The 19,742-nt window shown below is 62.1% G+C and carries 15 protein-coding genes, 1 tRNA gene and 2 pseudogenes; 16 read left to right on the plus strand and 2 right to left on the minus strand.

Annotation, left to right across the window (positions count from 1 at the left end; translation table 11 throughout):
- The 12 genes and pseudogenes from FJ930_RS29300 to FJ930_RS29355 form a co-directional block, all read left to right on the plus strand.
- Window positions 1–84, plus strand: a pseudogene (locus tag FJ930_RS29300) (elongation factor Tu); the annotation flags it as partial.
- Window positions 85–476: 392 nt separating this feature from the next.
- On the plus strand, window positions 477–959 hold the full coding sequence (locus FJ930_RS29305; RefSeq protein WP_141841095.1) for a group II truncated hemoglobin: 483 nt from the start codon (window positions 477–479) through the stop codon (window positions 957–959).
- 376 nt (window positions 960–1,335) lie between these two features.
- Window positions 1,336–1,411 (plus strand) — tRNA-Trp (locus FJ930_RS29310).
- Between the two features lie 361 nt (window positions 1,412–1,772).
- Window positions 1,773–1,976: a preprotein translocase subunit SecE gene (secE, locus tag FJ930_RS29315; protein WP_140609826.1), complete on the plus strand. Its 204-nt coding sequence runs from the start codon at window positions 1,773–1,775 to the stop codon at window positions 1,974–1,976.
- Window positions 1,977–2,003: 27 nt separating this feature from the next.
- Window positions 2,004–2,531 carry a transcription termination/antitermination protein NusG gene (gene nusG, locus FJ930_RS29320; RefSeq protein ID WP_015317996.1) on the plus strand — a complete coding sequence of 176 codons (528 nt, stop codon included), beginning with the start codon at window positions 2,004–2,006 and terminating at the stop codon, window positions 2,529–2,531.
- 188 nt (window positions 2,532–2,719) lie between these two features.
- Window positions 2,720–3,148, plus strand: a complete 429-nt coding sequence (gene rplK / locus FJ930_RS29325) for a 50S ribosomal protein L11 (protein ID WP_010909262.1) — start codon at window positions 2,720–2,722, stop codon at window positions 3,146–3,148.
- Between the two features lie 4 nt (window positions 3,149–3,152).
- Window positions 3,153–3,851, plus strand: coding sequence for a 50S ribosomal protein L1 (gene rplA / locus FJ930_RS29330; RefSeq protein ID WP_140609809.1), 699 nt, complete (start codon window positions 3,153–3,155; stop codon window positions 3,849–3,851).
- A 393-nt stretch (window positions 3,852–4,244) separates the two neighbouring features.
- Complete coding sequence (gene rplJ, locus FJ930_RS29335) at window positions 4,245–4,763, plus strand: 50S ribosomal protein L10 (RefSeq protein ID WP_140609810.1); 519 nt, start codon at window positions 4,245–4,247, stop codon at window positions 4,761–4,763.
- Between the two features lie 54 nt (window positions 4,764–4,817).
- The gene (rplL, locus tag FJ930_RS29340; RefSeq protein WP_015317993.1) at window positions 4,818–5,195 is read left to right on the plus strand and encodes a 50S ribosomal protein L7/L12; all 378 of its coding nucleotides are present in this window, start codon (window positions 4,818–4,820) and stop codon (window positions 5,193–5,195) included.
- A gap of 253 nt (window positions 5,196–5,448) precedes the next feature.
- On the plus strand, window positions 5,449–9,585 hold the full coding sequence (rpoB, locus tag FJ930_RS29345; protein ID WP_141841096.1) for a DNA-directed RNA polymerase subunit beta: 4,137 nt from the start codon (window positions 5,449–5,451) through the stop codon (window positions 9,583–9,585).
- A gap of 143 nt (window positions 9,586–9,728) precedes the next feature.
- The gene (gene rpoC, locus FJ930_RS29350; protein ID WP_141841097.1) at window positions 9,729–13,925 is read left to right on the plus strand and encodes a DNA-directed RNA polymerase subunit beta'; all 4,197 of its coding nucleotides are present in this window, start codon (window positions 9,729–9,731) and stop codon (window positions 13,923–13,925) included.
- Between the two features lie 84 nt (window positions 13,926–14,009).
- Window positions 14,010–14,675, plus strand: coding sequence for an O-methyltransferase (locus tag FJ930_RS29355; RefSeq protein WP_141841098.1), 666 nt, complete (start codon window positions 14,010–14,012; stop codon window positions 14,673–14,675).
- Between the two features lie 95 nt (window positions 14,676–14,770).
- Here FJ930_RS29355 and FJ930_RS29360 read toward each other — a convergent pair whose 3' ends face one another.
- Window positions 14,771–15,706, minus strand: coding sequence for a Gfo/Idh/MocA family oxidoreductase (locus FJ930_RS29360; RefSeq protein ID WP_141841099.1), 936 nt, complete (start codon window positions 15,704–15,706; stop codon window positions 14,771–14,773).
- A 111-nt stretch (window positions 15,707–15,817) separates the two neighbouring features.
- On the minus strand, window positions 15,818–16,099 hold the full coding sequence (locus FJ930_RS29365; RefSeq protein ID WP_140739197.1) for a transcriptional regulator: 282 nt from the start codon (window positions 16,097–16,099) through the stop codon (window positions 15,818–15,820).
- A 473-nt stretch (window positions 16,100–16,572) separates the two neighbouring features.
- Here FJ930_RS29365 and rpsL point away from each other — a divergent pair, with 473 nt between their 5' ends.
- The 4 genes and pseudogenes from rpsL to FJ930_RS29385 all read left to right on the plus strand — a co-directional run.
- Complete coding sequence (gene rpsL / locus FJ930_RS29370; RefSeq protein ID WP_006333356.1) at window positions 16,573–16,944, plus strand: 30S ribosomal protein S12; 372 nt, start codon at window positions 16,573–16,575, stop codon at window positions 16,942–16,944.
- Between the two features lie 63 nt (window positions 16,945–17,007).
- Window positions 17,008–17,478 carry a 30S ribosomal protein S7 gene (gene rpsG / locus FJ930_RS29375; protein WP_006202127.1) on the plus strand — a complete coding sequence of 157 codons (471 nt, stop codon included), beginning with the start codon at window positions 17,008–17,010 and terminating at the stop codon, window positions 17,476–17,478.
- Window positions 17,479–17,507: 29 nt separating this feature from the next.
- Window positions 17,508–19,598, plus strand: a complete 2,091-nt coding sequence (gene fusA / locus FJ930_RS29380; RefSeq protein WP_140739200.1) for an elongation factor G — start codon at window positions 17,508–17,510, stop codon at window positions 19,596–19,598.
- A 67-nt stretch (window positions 19,599–19,665) separates the two neighbouring features.
- Window positions 19,666–19,742: pseudogene (locus tag FJ930_RS29385) on the plus strand (elongation factor Tu); the annotation flags it as partial.

Consider the following 19,742-nt stretch of genomic DNA (forward strand, 5'->3'; position numbering starts at 1 on the left):
GCCATGGAAGAGAAGCTGCGCTTCGCCATCCGTGAAGGCGGCCGCACCGTCGGTGCCGGCATCGTCGTCACCATCAAGGAATAATCGATCCGGCGCTGCCGGTTCGGTAAGGAAGGGTGGTCTTCGGACCACCCTTTTTTGTTTTCGGCGCAGCGTGGCCTGGGAACTGCGTCTCACTCCCAAGGCTGCCGCAAGCCCCATCGCGGCAAGGAGTGCAGGGTGCTCCGAGGGAGCTTTGCCAGGAGTGCCCGCAAGGGATCTCGGTGCGAGGCGCTATCACAAGCCAGCCCCGCAGAAGCTGCGTCAGTTGCTGGCCACAGCTTGGATGCCGGTGGCTGCCTGGAGTGATCAACTCGCGCGCTGGCGCTGTGAAGCGCGCGTGACATCGGAAACTGGCCATGGAGGCAGGTTGAGCCACGCTCGATTTTGCCGCTATCGTGGCCGTTGGCAGCGCAGGGGCCGGCGGAGGATCGAGAGTGAGCCAGGACGTTCCGACACTGTATGAATGGGCAGGCGGTATCGAGGTGCTGAACCGCCTGACCGAAACCTTCTACGACAAAGTGGCGAAGGACCCGATCGTCGGGCCTGTCTTCAAGGCCATGTCGCCGGATCATCCTATGCATGTCGCGGCCTTCATCGGCGAGGTTTTCGGCGGGCCGAAAGCCTACAGCGAAAAGTTCGGCGGCCACCGTGAGATGGTCATGCACCATCTGGGCAAGCATTTGACCGAGGAGCAGCGCCGGCGCTGGATCAACCTCCTGGCCGACGCCGCCGACGAGGTCGGCTTGCCCGACGATCCCGAGTTCCGTTCCGCCTTCATGGGCTATGTCGAATGGGGATCGCGATTGGCGAAGATGAATTCCAATCTCGGCGAGACCTGCGATCCGGAGACCGAGCCGATGCCGGCCTGGGGCTGGGGCGTGCCTGGCGGCCCGTACAAGCCAGCTGGGAAATCGTAGCCGTGCCGAAACAGACCGCGCAGGTTGCCGGCATTGATCGCCGGCGGCGGGACATGATCTGCCTGCTTTCGCCAAGACCCTGAAGCTGCGCAATACCTGCAAACTCCGGCACCTTCCCGTACCGTGCTTGATGCTGATTGCCCATCTGCCATCGGGTTATACCCAGGTTGCTTCGCGCGCCGCTGCTGGCGCGAAACGCGCGGTCTTACGAGCGCAACTGGGTGGCGAGCTTTGTCCTGCATTGGACTTTCGCGGTCGAAATCCTTATCCGCGCATGGGCCTTGTGGCTTGCGCCGGGACAATCCTCGGCTTGGACGGTTATGCCTCAAAAGGGCACTTGAGTTCTCATCCGCTTTGTGGAATAGCAGCCCGCGTTACGGGCATAGCTCAGTTGGTAGAGCGGCGGTCTCCAAAACCGCAGGTCGTAGGTTCGAGCCCTGCTGCCCGTGCCATTTTTCAAAATGGCATCGGAAACTAGATTCTGCGCGCCGGCGTTTGAAATTCGGCGACCCGCTTGCCATATTGGGATGATTGGGGCATAAGAGTGCCATAGCCGGGACGGAACGACTGGATGGTTCCGAGGCGGCGTTTGGGCATAAAGCGGACACTTGCCACTTGCGTGGAACAAGAATCGGTTTTATGTAGACAGGACAGACACGCGGCGCGTGGAGCTGGGAAGCCGGCTTTACGCGTCTGATTTGCATGGGCGAAATGATTGCGCTGATTCGGCGCAAAAATGGACCCAGGCGGCACGTCCCGGCCAGCGGGATCATCCAGGGGGCCCGGCCAACGGGTCTTGAAGACAGGCGGCATATGGCTTCGAAAACCACAAATCCTTTCGTCTTTCTCCAGCAGGTGCGCGCGGAGACAGCCAAGGTGACTTGGCCGTCGCGGCGCGAGACGATGATCTCGACGGTGATGGTTCTGGCCTTCGCTGTGATCGCGATGCTCTTTTTCTTCACCGCCGATCAGCTCATGGGCCTCGCGGTCGAGCAGATTCTGGGAATTGGACGCTAAGTCCGGCGATTACGGAGAAGTCGTAAAATGGCTACGCGCTGGTACATCGTCCACGCTTATTCGAACTTTGAAAAGAAGGTCGCCGAGGACATCGAGAACAAGGCCAAGCAGAAGGGCCTGTCCGCCGATATCGAGCAGATCGTGGTGCCGACCGAGAAGGTCGTCGAGGTCCGTCGCGGCCGCAAGGTCGATGCCGAGCGCAAGTTCTTCCCGGGCTATGTGCTCTTGAAGGCCAATCTGACCGATGCGGTGTTCTCGCTGGTGAAGAACACGCCGAAGGTCACCGGTTTTCTCGGCGATTCCAAGCCGGTGCCGATTACCGAGGCGGAAGCGCAGCGCATCCTGAATCAGGTGCAGGAAGGCGTCGAGCGGCCGAAGCCCTCGGTCACCTTCGAGATCGGCGAGGCGATCCGCGTCTCTGACGGTCCCTTCGCGTCGTTCAACGGCTTCGTCCAGGAAGTGGACGAGGAGCGGGCGCGGCTCAAGGTGGAAGTTTCGATCTTCGGGCGCGCCGTGCCCGTCGATCTGGAATTCGGACAGGTCGAAAAGGGCTGATCCGAAATCCCCGATGTTGGACCGGCTCCCCGGTCCGGCGATCAGGGGAGGCGGCGCGGAAACGCGCGGCTTTAACGACGGTGGGAGGCGAATGCGGCGTTAGCCTGTCGCAGAAACCGCACCACCAGACTGCAACCGCTGGTGTTTCCCAGGTCGTGGAGCCGGCATAGACAAAGGCAGGAATAGAGATGGCTAAGAAAATTGCAGGCCAGCTCAAGCTCCAGGTCTCCGCGGGCTCGGCTACGCCGTCGCCCCCGATCGGCCCGGCGCTTGGTCAGCGCGGCATCAACATCATGGAATTCTGCAAGGCGTTCAACGCGCAGACCCAGGAAATGGAAAAGGGATCGCCGGTTCCGGTGGTCATCACCTACTACCAGGACAAGTCGTTCACCTTCGTCATGAAGACGCCGCCGGTGAGCTACTTCCTGAAGAAGGCTGCGAACCTGAAGTCCGGTTCGAAGGAACCCGGCAAGGTCAAGGCCGGTACTGTTTCGCGCGACAAGGTTCGCGAGATCGCTACCGCCAAGATGAAGGATCTGAACGCAAACGACGTCGAAGCGGCCATGCGTATGGTCGAGGGCTCCGCCCGTTCGATGGGTCTGGAAGTGGTGGGCTAAGATCATGGCAAAAATTGCAAAGCGTGTATCCAAGTCCCGCGAAGGCATCGATCCCAACAAGGCCTATGCCCTGGGTGAAGCGCTGAAGCTGCTCAAGGACCGTTCGTCGGTCAAGTTCGACGAGACCGTCGAAGTCGCCATGAACCTGGGTGTCGACCCGCGCCATGCCGACCAGATGGTCCGCGGCGTGGTCAACCTGCCGAACGGCACCGGCCGCTCGGTTCGCGTCGCCGTGTTCGCCCGTGGCGACAAGGCGGAGGAAGCCAAGGCCGCTGGCGCCGACATCGTCGGTGCGGAAGATTTGGTCGACATCGTCCAGAAGGGCACGATCGATTTCGATCGCTGCATCGCTACGCCGGACATGATGCCGCTCGTCGGCCGTCTCGGTAAGGTGCTCGGCCCGCGCGGCATGATGCCGAACCCGAAGGTCGGCACCGTCACCACCGACGTCGCCGCCGCCGTCAAGGCATCGAAGGGCGGCGCGGTCGAGTTCCGCGTCGAGAAGGCGGGCATCGTGCATGCCGGCGTTGGCAAGGTCTCGTTCGATGTCAAGGCATTGGAAGAGAACGTCCGCGCTTTCGCCGATGCGGTGACCAAGGCAAAGCCGGCTGGCGCCAAGGGCAATTACGTCAAGAAGGTGTCGGTCACCTCGACGATGGGTCCGGGCCTCAAGCTGGACGTCTCGACGCTCGCCGCGTCCTGATCGAATTTTTGGGCCGGCCGCAAGCGGCTGACCTTTGAAGTGAATTCCGGGCCTTGGATTTATCCTGGGCCCGGTACCGGAAGCCGGAAGGTTTCCGGACATCCTGTCCGAGATTGCAGGCGGCCCAAAAGCCTTAATTCATGTTGGCCTGCATGAGACGGGTGAAGACCCGACAACGGAGCGACAAGCTCCAATGAAAGGTTCGAACCGTGTTTGCCTTTTGTCTGCGCATCGCCGGCTTGGCCGTCGATGTGGCGAAAGGGGGCAGGATCCTCGAGCGTCGTTCGGGAGATCCGTTACTGGATGGCCCGGCCGGCAAAAAGGCAACCCGACGCCTGTCTTTGTGAATGGGATGTTCCCATTAACAGGATGGGGGTCAACTGGAGATAGGCAGTGGACAGAGCGGAAAAACGCGAACTCGTCACGGGCCTGAACGATGCGTTCTCGGGCGCAGGTTCAGTGGTCGTGGCCCACTATGCCGGTATCACCGTCGCGCAAATGAACGACCTCAGGTCGAAAATGCGCGCCGCCGGTGGCACCGTTAAAGTCGCGAAGAACCGTCTCGCCAAAATCGCTCTTCAGGGCACGGACTCCGCATCGATCATCGACCTGTTCAAGGGACAGACGCTGGTCGCTTATTCGGAGGATCCGATTGCGGCGCCGAAGGTCGCGTCCGATTTCGCCAAGGGAAATGACAAGCTTGTCATTCTCGGCGGCGCAATGGGCACGACCTCGCTTGACGCCGACGGTGTGAAGGCACTCGCCACACTTCCGTCGCTCGACGAGCTGCGCGCCAGGCTGGTTGGCATGATCGCCACGCCGGCAACCCGGATCGCCCAGATCGTCAATGCACCCGCGGCTTCGGTCGCGCGCGTCATCGGCGCTTACGCCCGGAAGGACGAGGCGGCATGAGGCCGTTCCTCGCTATCAAAAACACACGTTCGAACCTAACGAAGGAATACAACAATGGCTGATCTCGCAAAGATCGTAGACGACCTTTCGAAGCTGACCGTCCTCGAGGCGGCTGAGCTGTCGAAGCTTCTGGAAGAAAAGTGGGGCGTTTCGGCTGCTGCTCCGGTGGCGGTTGCCGCTGCTGGCGGCGCTGCCGCCGCCGCTGCTCCGGTCGAAGAGAAGACCGAATTCGACGTCGTCCTCACCGAGGCCGGCGCTCAGAAGATCAACGTCATCAAGGAAGTCCGCGCCATCACCGGCCTTGGCCTCAAGGAAGCCAAGGATCTGGTCGAAGCGGCTCCGAAGCCGGTCAAGGAAGGCGTTTCCAAGGCCGACGCCGACAAGTTCAAGGCCCAGCTGGAAGCAGCCGGCGCCAAGGTCGACCTGAAGTAAGCGTATAAAGCGGCGGGCGGCCTCGCGCCGTCCGCCACTCCCTTCGCCTGGAAGGGAGGGCGCGTAACGCGAGATGTACGAGAACCTCTTTCCTGAGGGCCTGGAAGCGGCCTTCAGGAAACGGGTTTTCTCCCGTTTTAGCCGGCCGCCGACGGGAGGCTGGAGAACAGACAGAGAGCCGCCGCCCAGGTGGCTCGGAATGCAAGGCGAACCGCGGCGAGGTTCGCCCCGAGTTTAGAGCTAAGGAGCGACGATGGCCCATACCCAGACTTTCAATGGCCGCAGACGCGTACGCAAGTTCTTCGGAAAGATCCCGGAAGTTGCGGAGATGCCGAACCTCATCGAGGTTCAGAAGGCGTCCTATGACCAGTTCCTGATGGTGGACGAGCCCAAGGGCGGCCGTCCCGACGAGGGACTGCAGGCTGTTTTCAAGTCGGTCTTCCCGATCTCCGATTTTTCCGGCTCCTCGATGCTGGAGTTTGTGAAGTACGAGTTCGAAGGACCGAAATTCGACGTTGACGAATGCCGTCAGCGCGACCTGACCTATGCCGCGCCGCTGAAGGTGACGCTGCGCCTCATCGTGTTCGATATCGACGAGGATACCGGCGCCAAGTCGATCAAGGACATCAAGGAGCAGGACGTCTACATGGGCGACATGCCGCTCATGACCTTGAACGGCACCTTCATCGTCAACGGCACCGAGCGCGTCATCGTCTCGCAGATGCACCGTTCGCCGGGCGTCTTCTTCGATCATGACAAGGGCAAGTCGCATTCGTCGGGCAAGCTTCTGTTTGCCGCGCGCGTCATTCCCTATCGCGGTTCATGGCTCGACATCGAGTTCGATTCCAAGGATGTCGTGCACGCCCGTATCGACCGTCGCCGCAAGATCCCGGTGACGTCGCTTTTGATGGCGCTCGGCATGGATGGCGAAGAGATCCTGTCGACCTTCTACAACAAGATCACTTACAAGCGCGCCGGCGACCACTGGCGCATCCCGTTCAACGTCGATCGTTTCCGCGGCCTCAAGGCTGTCGGCGACCTGGTCGATGCCGACACCGGTGAGGTCGTTGTCGAAGCCGGCAAGAAGATCACCGCCCGTCAGGCGCGTCAGCTCGGCGAAAAGGGCCTGAAGGCGATCAAGGCGACCGACGAGGACCTGCTCGGCAACTATCTCGCCGAGGACATCGTCAACTACGCCACCGGCGAGATCTTCCTCGAAGCAGGCGACGAGATCGACGAGAAGACGCTCAAGGTGCTGCTTGGCACCGGCGAGCAGGAGATCAAGATCCTCGACATCGACCATGTCAATGTCGGCGCCTACATCCGCAACACGCTCGCCGTCGACAAGAACGAGAGCCGCCAGGACGCGCTGTTCGACATTTACCGCGTCATGCGCCCCGGCGAGCCGCCGACGCTTGAGACCGCCGAAGCCATGTTCAACTCGCTGTTCTTCGACAGCGAGCGCTATGACCTGTCGGCTGTCGGCCGTGTCAAGATGAACATGCGCCTCGAACTCAAGGCCGAGGACACCGTTCGCGTGCTGCGCAAGGAGGACATCCTGGCCGTGGTCAAGACGCTGGTCGAACTGCGCGACGGCAAGGGCGAGATCGACGACATCGACAATCTCGGCAATCGCCGCGTGCGTTCAGTCGGCGAGCTGATGGAGAACCAGTACCGCGTCGGCCTGCTGCGCATGGAGCGCGCGATCAAGGAGCGTATGTCCTCGATCGAGATCGACACGGTGATGCCGCAGGACCTGATCAACGCCAAGCCGGCGGCCGCCGCCGTGCGCGAGTTCTTCGGTTCCTCGCAGCTGTCGCAGTTCATGGACCAGACCAACCCGCTGTCGGAGATCACCCACAAGCGCCGTCTCTCGGCGCTTGGACCGGGCGGTCTGACCCGCGAACGCGCCGGCTTCGAAGTGCGCGACGTGCACCCGACGCATTACGGCCGCATCTGCCCGATCGAGACGCCGGAAGGCCCGAATATCGGCCTGATCAACTCGCTGGCCACGTTCGCACGCGTCAACAAGTACGGCTTCATCGAAAGCCCGTACCGCAAGATCGTCGACGGCAAGCTGACCAATGACGTCGTCTATCTCTCGGCGATGGAGGAAGCCAAGCACCATGTCGCGCAGGCCAACGCCGAGCTCGACAAGAATGGCGGCTTCGTCGACGAGTTCGTCATTTGCCGCAGTGCCGGCGAAGTGATGATGGCGCCGCGCGAAAACGTCGACCTGATGGACGTGTCGCCCAAGCAGATGGTGTCGGTGGCCGCGGCCCTGATCCCGTTCTTGGAAAACGACGACGCCAACCGCGCGCTGATGGGCTCCAACATGCAGCGTCAGGCCGTGCCGCTGGTGCGCGCCGAGGCGCCTTTCGTCGGCACCGGCATGGAGCCGGTCGTCGCCCGTGACTCGGGTGCCGCGATCGGCGCCCGCCGTGGCGGCATCGTCGACCAGGTGGACGCTACCCGTATCGTCATCCGCGCGACGGAAGATCTCGATCCGGGCAAGTCCGGCGTCGATATCTACCGGCTGATGAAGTTCCAGCGTTCGAACCAGAACACCTGCATCAACCAGCGTCCGCTGGTGCGCATGGGCGACCGGGTCAACAAGGGCGACATCATCGCCGACGGTCCGTCGACGGAGCTCGGCGATCTGGCGCTCGGCCGCAACGTGCTGGTCGCGTTCATGCCGTGGAACGGCTACAACTACGAGGACTCCATCCTCTTGTCCGAGCGCATCGTCGCCGACGACGTCTTCACCTCGATCCATATCGAGGAGTTCGAGGTCATGGCGCGCGATACCAAGCTCGGTCCGGAGGAAATCACGCGCGACATTCCGAACGTCTCGGAAGAAGCGCTGAAGAACCTCGACGAAGCCGGCATCGTCTATATCGGTGCGGAAGTTCAGCCGGGCGACATCCTGGTCGGCAAGATCACGCCGAAGGGCGAAAGCCCGATGACGCCGGAAGAGAAGCTTCTGCGCGCCATCTTCGGCGAAAAGGCTTCGGATGTGCGCGACACCTCAATGCGCATGCCTCCGGGCACCTTCGGCACCGTCGTCGAGGTGCGCGTGTTCAACCGCCACGGTGTGGAGAAGGACGAGCGCGCCATGGCGATCGAGCGCGAGGAGATCGAACGCCTCGCCAAGGACCGTGACGACGAACAGGCGATCCTGGACCGCAACGTCTACGCCCGCCTCTCCGACGTGCTCGTCGGCAAGGAAGCGATCGCCGGACCGAAGGGCTTCAAGAAGGGCTCGACGCTGTCCAAGGATACGCTCGACGAGTATCCGCGTTCGCAGTGGTGGCAGTTTGCCGTGGAGAACGAAAAGCTCCAGAGCGAACTTGAAGCCCTGCGTGGCCAGTATGACGACTCCAAGAAGGCGCTCGAACAGCGCTTCATGGACAAGGTCGAGAAGGTCCAGCGCGGCGACGAAATGCCTCCGGGCGTCATGAAGATGGTCAAGGTCTTCGTGGCGGTGAAGCGCAAGATGCAGCCGGGCGACAAGATGGCCGGCCGTCACGGCAACAAGGGTGTCGTGTCGCGCATCGTCCCGGTCGAGGATATGCCTTTCCTCGAGGACGGCACGCATGCCGATATCGTGCTCAACCCGCTGGGTGTGCCGAGTCGCATGAATGTCGGCCAGATCCTGGAGACGCATCTGGGCTGGGCCTGCGCCGGCATGGGCCGGAAGATCGGCGAACTGATCGACGCCTACAAGGCGGGCGGCGACATCAAGCCGTTGCGCAAGACGTTGGAAAGCTTCATGCCGTCCAACGACCGCAACGAGCCGATCCGCGAGTATGACGACGAGAGCATTGTTCGCCTCAGCGAGCAGATGCGCCGCGGCGTCTCGATCGCGACCCCGGTGTTCGACGGCGCGCACGAGGCGGACATCAACACCATGCTGGAGCAGGCTGGCCTGCACACCAGCGGCCAGTCGCAGCTCTATGACGGACGCACCGGCGAGCCGTTCGATCGCAAGGTGACGATGGGCTACATCTACATGCTCAAGCTTCACCACCTCGTGGACGACAAGATCCACGCGCGTTCGATCGGTCCGTACTCGCTCGTCACCCAGCAGCCGCTGGGCGGCAAGGCGCAGTTCGGCGGCCAGCGCTTCGGCGAAATGGAGGTCTGGGCGCTGGAAGCCTACGGCGCCGCCTACACGCTGCAGGAAATGCTGACGGTGAAGTCGGACGACGTCGCCGGCCGTACCAAGGTCTACGAGGCGATCGTCAGAGGCGACGACACCTTCGAGGCAGGCATCCCGGAGAGCTTCAACGTGCTCGTCAAGGAAATGCGGTCTCTCGGCCTCAATGTCGAGCTGGAGAACACCAAACTCGACGAAGCACCGGTTCGGCTGCCCGATGCTGCCGAATAGGGAGTAAACAAGACATCCGGTCGCGGGAGAGGGCTCCCGCGACCGGATGCATCAATTCTTCGGCCGGTGGGCCGACCACTCAGCGGGCATTCGGCCCGCGTTAGATGCAAGGGGTTTTCGAGGACCCCGAAAAGGAGAACGGCATGAACCAAGAGGTCATGAATCTCTTCAATCCCCAGGCGCCTGCGCAGGTGTTCGATTCCATCCGGATCTCGCTTGCCAGCCCTGAGAAGATTCTGTCCTGGTCGTTCGGCGAGATCAAGAAGCCGGAGACCATCAACTACCGCACCTTCAAGCCGGAGCGTGACGGTCTGTTCTGCGCGCGCATTTTTGGCCCGATCAAGGACTATGAGTGCCTGTGCGGCAAGTACAAGCGCATGAAGTACAAGGGCGTCATCTGCGAAAAGTGCGGCGTCGAAGTCACGCTGTCGCGCGTGCGCCGCGAGCGTATGGGCCATATCGAGCTCGCAGCCCCGGTCGCCCACATCTGGTTCTTGAAGTCGCTGCCCTCGCGCATCGGCACGCTGCTCGACATGACGCTGAAGGACATCGAGCGCGTCCTCTACTTCGAGAACTATATCGTCACCGAGCCTGGCCTCACCGCGCTGAAGGAGCACCAGCTGCTCAGCGAGGAAGAGTACATGATCGCCGTCGACGAGTATGGCGAGGATAGTTTCACCGCCATGATCGGCGCCGAGGCCATTCATGACCTTCTGGCCGGCATGGACCTGGAGAAGATCGCCGGCGACCTGCGTTCGGAGCTGGCTTCGACCACGTCCGAGCTGAAGCAGAAGAAGTATCTGAAGCGGCTCAAGGTCGTCGAGAACTTCATGGAATCCGGCAACCGTCCGGAATGGATGATCATGAAGGTGGTTCCGGTGATCCCGCCGGACCTGCGCCCGCTCGTCCCGCTGGACGGCGGCCGTTTCGCGACGTCCGATCTCAACGACCTCTATCGCCGCGTCATCAACCGCAACAACCGTCTGAAGCGGCTGATCGAACTGCGTGCCCCCGGCATCATCGTGCGCAATGAAAAGCGCATGCTGCAGGAAGCCGTCGATGCGCTGTTCGACAACGGCCGCCGCGGCCGCGTCATCACCGGCGCCAACAAGCGCCCGCTGAAGTCGCTGTCCGACATGTTGAAGGGCAAGCAGGGCCGGTTCCGTCAGAACCTGCTTGGCAAGCGCGTCGATTATTCCGGCCGTTCGGTCATCGTGACCGGTCCGGAGCTCAAGCTGCACCAGTGCGGCCTGCCGAAGAAGATGGCGCTCGAACTGTTCAAGCCCTTCATCTACGCCCGTCTCGACGCCAAGGGTTACTCCTCGACCGTCAAGCAGGCGAAGAAGCTGGTCGAGAAGGAGCGTCCGGAGGTCTGGGATATCCTCGACGAGGTCATCCGCGAGCATCCGGTGCTGCTGAACCGTGCGCCGACGCTGCACCGCCTCGGCATCCAGGCGTTCGAGCCGATCCTGATCGAAGGCAAGGCAATCCAGCTGCATCCGCTGGTCTGCACGGCCTTCAACGCCGACTTCGACGGCGACCAGATGGCCGTTCACGTGCCGCTGTCCTTGGAAGCGCAGCTCGAAGCCCGCGTGCTGATGATGTCGACCAACAACATCCTGCATCCGGCTTCCGGCGCGCCGATCATCGTGCCGTCGCAGGACATGGTTCTGGGTCTCTACTATCTCTCGATCGTCAACCAGAACGAGCCGGGCGAGGGCATGGTGTTTGCCGATATGGGCGAACTCCAGCACGCGCTCGAGACCAAGGCGGTGACGCTGCACGCCAAGATCAAGGGCCGCTTCCGCACGGTCGACGCCGAAGGCAAGGTCGTGTCGAAGATCTACGACACCACGCCTGGCCGTATGATCATTGGCGAGCTTCTGCCGAAGAACGTCAACGTGCCTTACGAGACCGCCAACCAGGAGATGACCAAGAAAAACATCTCCAAGATGATCGACACCGTCTACCGCCACTGCGGTCAGAAGGAGACGGTCATTTTCTGCGACCGCATCATGGCGCTCGGTTTCGCCCATGCCTGCCGTGCCGGCATTTCGTTCGGCAAGGACGACATGCTGATCCCGGATACCAAGGTCAAGCTGGTGTCGGATACCGAGGCTTTGGCCAAGGAATACGAGCAGCAGTACAATGACGGTCTGATCACGCAGGGCGAGAAGTACAACAAGGTCGTCGACGCCTGGGCCAAGTGCTCGGAAAAGGTCGCCGACGAGATGATGGCCCGCATCAAGGCGGTCGAGTTCGAGGACAATGGCCGTCAGAAGCCGATGAACTCGATCTACATGATGTCGCACTCCGGTGCGCGCGGCTCTCCCACCCAGATGCGTCAGCTCGCCGGCATGCGCGGCCTGATGGCCAAGCCGTCGGGTGAAATCATCGAGACGCCGATCATCTCGAACTTCAAGGAAGGCCTGACCGTGCTCGAGTACTTCAACTCGACCCACGGCGCCCGCAAGGGTCTGGCCGACACCGCCTTGAAGACGGCGAACTCGGGCTACCTCACCCGCCGTCTGGTCGACGTGGCGCAGGACTGCATCGTCAACTCCGTGGATTGCGGCACCGACAAGGGCCTCACCATGCAGCCGATCGTCGATGCCGGCCAGGTTGTCGCTTCGGTTGGCCAGCGCGTGCTGGGCCGCACCGCGCTCGACGACATCAACCATCCGGCGACCGGTGATCTGCTGGTCAAGGCCGGCAAGCTGATGGACGAACGCGATGTGGAGCAGATCGAAAAGGCCGGCGTCCAGTCGGTCCGCATCCGTTCGGCGCTGACCTGTGAGGTCAGGGTCGGCGTCTGCGCGGTCTGCTACGGACGCGATCTGGCCCGCGGCACCCCGGTCAACCAGGGTGAAGCCGTCGGCGTCATCGCGGCGCAGTCGATCGGCGAGCCGGGCACCCAGCTCACCATGCGTACCTTCCACATGGGCGGTACCGCGCAGGTGGTGGACTCTTCGTTCCTTGAAGCCTCCTATGAGGGCAAGGTCGAGATCCGCAACCGCAACGTGGTGCGCAACTCGGACGGCCAGCAGATGGTCATGGGCCGCAACATGGCGGTGCTGATCCTCGACGAAGCCGGCAAGGAGCGCGCCACGCACCGCGTCACCTATGGTTCGCGCATCTTCGTGGACGATGGCGACAAGGTGAAGCGCGGCCAGCGTATCGCCGAGTGGGATCCCTATACCCGCCCGATCCTCACCGAAATCGAGGGCAAGGTGGCGTTCGAGGATCTGGTCGACGGCATTTCCGTCCAGGAAACGGCCGACGAGTCGACCGGCATCACCAAGCGTGAGGTCATCGACTGGCGTTCGACGCCGCGCGGCAACGACCTGAAGCCGGCTATCGTCGTCCAGGATACCAAGGGCAAGGTCGGCAAGCTGTCCAAGGGTGGCGACGCCCGCTTCCTGCTCTCGGTCGAGGCCATTCTCTCGGTCGAGCCGGGTGCGCAGGTTCGTCCCGGCGACGTGCTGGCGCGTATCCCGATGGAAAGCGCCAAGACCAAGGACATCACTGGTGGTCTGCCGCGTGTTGCCGAACTGTTCGAGGCACGTCGTCCGAAGGATCACGCCATCATCGCCGAGATCGACGGCACGATCCGCTTCGGCCGCGACTACAAGAACAAGCGTCGAATCATCATCGAGCCGCATGACTCGACGCTTGAGCCGGTCGAATACCTGATCCCGAAGGGCAAGCCGTTCCACCTCCAGGACGGCGACGTCATCGAGAAGGGCGACTACATCCTCGACGGCAATCCCGCGCCGCACGACATCCTGGCGATCAAGGGCGTGGAAGCGCTTGCTTCCTACCTCGTCAACGAGATCCAGGAAGTCTACCGTCTGCAGGGCGTGTCGATCAACGACAAGCACATCGAGGTGATCGTTCGCCAGATGCTGCAGAAGGTCGAGATCACCACGCAGGGCGACTCGACCTATATCCCGGGCGACCATGTCGACGTGATCGAACTGGAAGAGGTCAACGAGCGGCTGATCGAGGACGGCAAGAAGCCGGCCGAAGGCCAGCCGGTGCTGCTCGGCATCACCAAGGCCTCGCTGCAGACGCCGTCCTTCATCTCGGCCGCCTCCTTCCAGGAGACGACCAGGGTGCTGACGGAAGCCGCGGTTGCCGGCAAGACCGACATGCTGCAGGGCTTGAAGGAAAACGTCATTGTCGGCCGGCTGATCCCGGCCGGTACCGGCGGCACGATGAGCCAGATCCGGCGCATCGCCACCTCGCGCGACGAACTCATCATCGACGAGCGCCGCAAGGCCTCCGGTGTGGAAGTGGCCGAGCCGATGCTGGCCGACATGACAACCGCCGCGCAGTAAGCGCGGCGGCAAAGATCTCAGGCAACAGGGCCGTCGGGGCAACCCGGCGGCCTTTTCGTTTCGACAATCGATTGAGGAAGAGAAATGAGCACGAAGACCTGGACAGCTGTCGACAATTATATTGTTTCCTCGCTCTTCGAGGCGGATGCGGTTCTCGACGCGGTTCTTGCCGCCAACCGCGATCACAGCTTGCCGGCGATCGACGTGTCGGCGGCGCAAGGAAAGCTGCTCTCGCTGCTGGTGCGCATCGGCAGTGCGAAGAAGGTACTCGAGATCGGCACGCTGGGCGGCTATTCGACCATCTGGATGGCGCGGGGATTGCCGGCCGGCGGCAAGATCGTGACGCTCGAACTCGATCCGCACCATGCCAAGGTCGCGCGTTCGAATTTTCAGCGGGCTCATGTCTCGGACAAGGTGGACTTGCGCGTCGGCCCCGCATTGCAATCGCTCGCCGCGCTGAGTGACGAGAATGCCGGCCCGTTCGACCTCATCTTCATCGACGCCGACAAGCCGAACAATCCGAATTATCTGGACTGGGCCATGCGACTGTCGCGCCCCGGAACGGTCATCATCTGCGACAACGTCATCCGCGACGGCGCCGTCGTGAACGAAGATGGCCGCGACGCCAACGTCGAAGGCGCACGCGCGGCCTTTTCATTCATCGGCGGTGACAAACGGCTGGACGGCACCGCCATCCAGACCGTTGGAGCCAAGGGCTACGACGGCTTTGCCATCGCGATCGTCGACTGAAGGCAACCACCGGAGCTGGATGTGCGAGCGCCTTCAGTCCTGTTCTCAGTCATCCGAGATTGCAGACGTCGACCCAGGCAGGAGTTGAGCAGCAATCAGTCGAAAAACGCCTCGACCACATTCCGCTTGCCGAGCATGAAGGCGTCGGCGACATGCTGCAGTGGGGCGAGATCGACGTCGGAGACACCCGCGCGCACGATTTCGGCGAACCGCCTGTAGAGCATCGGGTACTCCGTTTCCGGCTCCTCATGGACCACTCGCCCATCAATGGCTAGTTTCGAGCCGCCGCCGGAAAGCACCATCTTGCCGGCATCCGTGTCAGCGAGAATGTCCCAGCTTTGCGGGCCGGTCTGCAGCCAGTCGAGGTCCATCGTAACCTGCGATCCGTTGGCCGCGCGGAAGGCGACCTGGGCCGCGATCGGCGCGTGACGATTCTCTGGAAAGTCGAGTGCCGCCGAGGTGATGTGCATCGCCGGCAGGATATAGGTCGCGATCGACAGCGCGTTGATGCCGGGATCGAAGACGCCGAAACCGCCGGGTTGCCAGATCCAGTCCTGGTTCGGATGCCAGCGACGGACATCTTCCTTCCAGACGATCGCTGCCGAGCGGATTCGAGTTGATGCGAGAAAGCCGCGTGCCGCTTCAACCGCCGGTGCATAGCGCGAATGCCAGCTGGCAAAGAGGGACACGCCCTGCTTTGCAGCCAGCACCCTCAGATCCTCGACTTCGCTGACCGTGGCGCCCGGCGGCTTTTCCAGGAAGACATGCTTCTTTGCTTCGAGCGCGGTGCGCGCTGCGTCGTAACGGAATTGCGGCGGCATGCAGAGTGATACGGCGTCAAGCTCCGGCACAGCGTCGAGCATCGCCTCGATGGAGGGAAAATTCGGGATGCCGTCGACCTTGCCATGCCGGCTTGCTGCGGCGGCGAGGCGGTAGGCCTGGTCCTTCGCCAGGGCCGGCAGGTGCTGGTCGCGCACGATCTTGCCGACGCCGATGATGCCGAGCTTGATGGGATTATTGTTGGAAGACATGGGAGCTCCGGGATTGGGAGGTGGATGTTTCTAGGCGGGAACGGATGCCGGGGAAGTCGTTGGCAGGCGCTTCGTCGGGCGATCAGCTGTTGGCTCGATCCCGAATCCGGTTCAGATCGGCTCGTCGAAGGTGACGATCGACACTTCGCCTTCGAGCGCGCCCTGGTAGGCCGAAAGGTGCGGCTCGTCGTCGGGGACGCCGTCCATGTCGCCGATCTGGTCGAGCTCGGCTTCGGCATAGCCTTCCGCAGCAAGCGATTCGAGAGCGCGGCGCACTGCCGAATCGTCATCGGGAGCGACCAGCATGACGTGCACGCCCTCCGCCTTGCCGCCTTTCCGCTTCCACACCCGGCCGGTGATGATGGTGACCGGGCGTTCTTCATTGTCGTTCACGGGCTGATTCCTCCTGACAAGGGCCGGGCGAGGGGACTTCGACTGTGCTGGCGGCCTTTTCGCATGAAGCAGGGCCGCGCGACAGCCAAAAGCCGGTCACTTTCTTCCTCGCCCTCGCAAATCTGCGAAAGAAAATTACATGCGGTTTTCGCATGGCTGCCAAGCCCCGGCTTCAATGCAATATTTGCCGTTGCGGGGTTGACGCTTCGCGGGCTTGCGAGTAGAAGCCGGCCAGTCAGAACCGATGTGAGGCTCTCCCTTCCGAAGCGACACGCTTTGGAGTTTGCCTCAAACAGGGTTCATCTTACGAGCGAAAAGACATTTCCGGCGTGCATGAAGCGGCTTCCGCTTCCTCTGCGATTTGTTCGGGCAGGACCGCGAGGCGCGGTTTGTGGCCCGAATTTGCGTATGGAAATCACGCTTTGAGCGGCCCTGACCGGGCGAGACACGGAATTGAGAGACAAGAGGGTTTAATGCCTACCGTCAACCAGCTGATCCGCAAGCCGCGCATTGCGCCGGTGAAGCGCAACAAGGTCCCGGCCATGCAGCAGAACCCGCAGAAGCGGGGCGTCTGCACGCGCGTCTACACGACGACGCCGAAGAAGCCGAACTCGGCGCTGCGCAAGGTGGCCAAGATCCGCCTGACCAATGGTTTCGAGGTGATCGGTTACATTCCCGGCGAAGGTCACAACCTTCAGGAACACTCCGTGGTCATGATCCGCGGCGGCCGCGTCAAGGACCTTCCGGGCGTCCGTTACCACATCATTCGCGGCGTGCTCGACACGCAGGGTGTGAAGAACCGCAAGCAGCGCCGTTCGAAGTACGGTGCGAAGCGTCCGAAGTAAGGTTTTCCGGCTTCGGCGCTGTTTTGACCGCGCCAGGCTATGAGAGATTGAGAGACAAAAGCCATGTCCCGTCGTCACAGTGCAGAAAAGCGTGAGATCAATCCGGACCCGAAGTTCGGCGATCTGATCGTTACCAAGTTCATGAACGCCGTTATGTATGACGGCAAGAAGTCGGTCGCCGAGACCATCGTCTATGGCGCGCTCGACCAGGTCCAGTCGAAGACCAAGCAGGAGCCGGTCACCGTCTTCCATCAGGCGCTCGACAATGTCGCGCCGCATGTGGAAGTGCGTTCGCGTCGCGTCGGCGGCGCCACCTACCAGGTTCCGGTCGACGTGCGTCCCGAGCGCCGCCAGGCATTGGCCATCCGTTGGCTGATCGCGGCTGCTCGCAACCGCAACGAGACCACCATGATCGACCGCCTCTCCGGCGAGCTGATGGACGCGGCCAACAACCGCGGCACGGCCGTCAAGAAGCGTGAAGACACCCACAAGATGGCTGAAGCCAACCGCGCTTTCGCACACTACCGCTGGTAAAGCGCGAACAGGACTGAGAGGCAGCTACGATGGCCCGCGAATACAAAATCGAAGACTACCGCAATTTCGGTATCATGGCGCATATTGACGCCGGCAAGACGACGACCACCGAGCGCGTCCTCTATTATACGGGCAAGTCGCACAAGATCGGCGAAGTGCACGACGGCGCTGCGACCATGGACTGGATGGAGCAGGAGCAGGAACGCGGCATCACCATCACATCCGCCGCGACCACGACCTTCTGGAAGGGCCGTGACGGCAAGATGCGCCGCTTCAACATCATCGACACTCCCGGACACGTCGACTTCACCATCGAGGTCGAGCGTTCGCTTCGCGTGCTCGACGGCGCTATCGCGCTGCTCGACGCTAACGCCGGTGTCGAGCCGCAGACGGAAACCGTCTGGCGCCAGGCCGACAAGTACCGCGTGCCGCGCATGATCTTCTGCAACAAGATGGACAAGATCGGCGCTGACTTCTACCGCTCGGTCGAAATGATCGGCTCGCGCCTCGGTGCGCAGGCTGTCGTCATGCAGCTGCCGATCGGCGCCGAGACCGAGTTCAAGGGCGTGGTCGACCTCGTCGAGATGAACGCGCTTGTCTGGCGCGACGAGACCCTGGGCGCTGCCTGGGACGTCGTCGAGATCCCGGCCGACCTCAAGGATCGTGCCGAGGAATATCGCGAGAAGATGATCGAAGCCGCCGTCGAAATGGACGAGACGGCACTCGAGAACTATCTCGAAGGCAAGATGCCGTCGAATGACGAGATCCGCTCGCTAATCCGCAAGGGCACGATCGCGGTCAAGTTCTTCCCGATGTTCTGCGGTTCGGCCTTCAAGAACAAGGGCGTGCAGCCGTTGCTCGACGCCGTTGTCGAATACCTGCCTTCGCCGGCCGACGTGCCTGCCATCAAGGGCGTCGACGCCAAGACCGATGCCGAGATCGAGCGTCATGCGGTCGACGACGAGCCGCTGTCGATGCTCGCCTTCAAGATCATGAACGACCCGTTCGTCGGTTCGCTGACCTTTGCCCGCATCTATTCGGGCAAGCTCTCGAAGGGCATCTCGGTCGACAACACCGTCAAAGGCAAGAAGGAGCGCATCGGCCGCATGCTGCAGATGCATGCGAATTCGCGCGCCGACGTCGAAGAAGCTTTCGCCGGCGACATCGTCGCCCTGGCGGGCCTCAAGGACACGACCACCGGCGATACGCTGTGCGATCCGCTGCATCCGGTCATCCTCGAACGCATGGAATTCCCGGATCCGGTCATCCAGATCGCGATCGAGCCGAAGACCAAGAACGACCAGGAAAAGATGGGCCTCGCGCTGCATCGCCTGGCTGCCGAGGATCCGTCCTTCCGCGTCAAGACCGACGAGGAAAGCGGCCAGACGATCATCTCCGGCATGGGCGAACTGCACCTCGACATCATCGTCGACCGCATGCGCCGTGAGTTCAAGGTCGAGGCCAATGTCGGTGCGCCGCAGGTGGCGTATCGCGAGACGATCACCCGCAAGCACGAGCAGGACTACACCCACAAGAAGCAGACCGGCGGTACCGGCCAGTTCGCCCGCGTCAAGGTTGTGTTCGAGCCGAATTCGGAGAGCGAGGACTTCGTGTTCGAGTCCAAGATCGTCGGCGGCGCGGTGCCGAAGGAATACATTCCGGGCGTCGAAAAGGGCATCCAGAGCGTCATGGGCGCGGGTCCGTTCGCGGGCTTCCCGATGATCGGCGTCAGGGCGACGCTGATCGACGGCGCCTACCACGACGTCGACTCCTCGGTCCTGGCCTTCGAAATCGCTTCCCGTGCCTGCTTCCGTGAAGCCGCACCCAAGCTTGGCGTGCAGCTGCTCGAGCCGATCATGAAGGTCGAGGTCGTGACGCCGGAAGATTACGTCGGCAGCGTCATCGGCGACCTGAACGGCCGCCGTGGCCAGATCCAAGGTCAGGAAGCACGTGGCGTGGCTGTGGTCATCAATTCGATGGTGCCGCTCGCCAACATGTTCAAGTACGTCGACAACCTGCGCTCGATGAGCCAGGGCCGCGCGGCCTACACGATGCAGTTCGACCACTACGAGCCGGTCCCGACCGCGGTCGCCCAGGAAGTTCAGAAGAAATACGCGTAACTCGAAAGAGCTGCCGCGATAACGCAATTCAAAGCCCGCATGGGCGAGCAGGAAATGGAGACATCACATGGCAAAAGGTAAATTCGAGCGCACTAAGCCTCATGTGAACATCGGCACGATTGGTCACGTTGACCATGGCAAGAC

The sequence above is a fragment of the Mesorhizobium sp. B2-4-15 genome (assembly GCF_006658505.1).
In the GTDB taxonomy this organism is placed as follows: Bacteria; Pseudomonadota; Alphaproteobacteria; order Rhizobiales; family Rhizobiaceae; genus Mesorhizobium.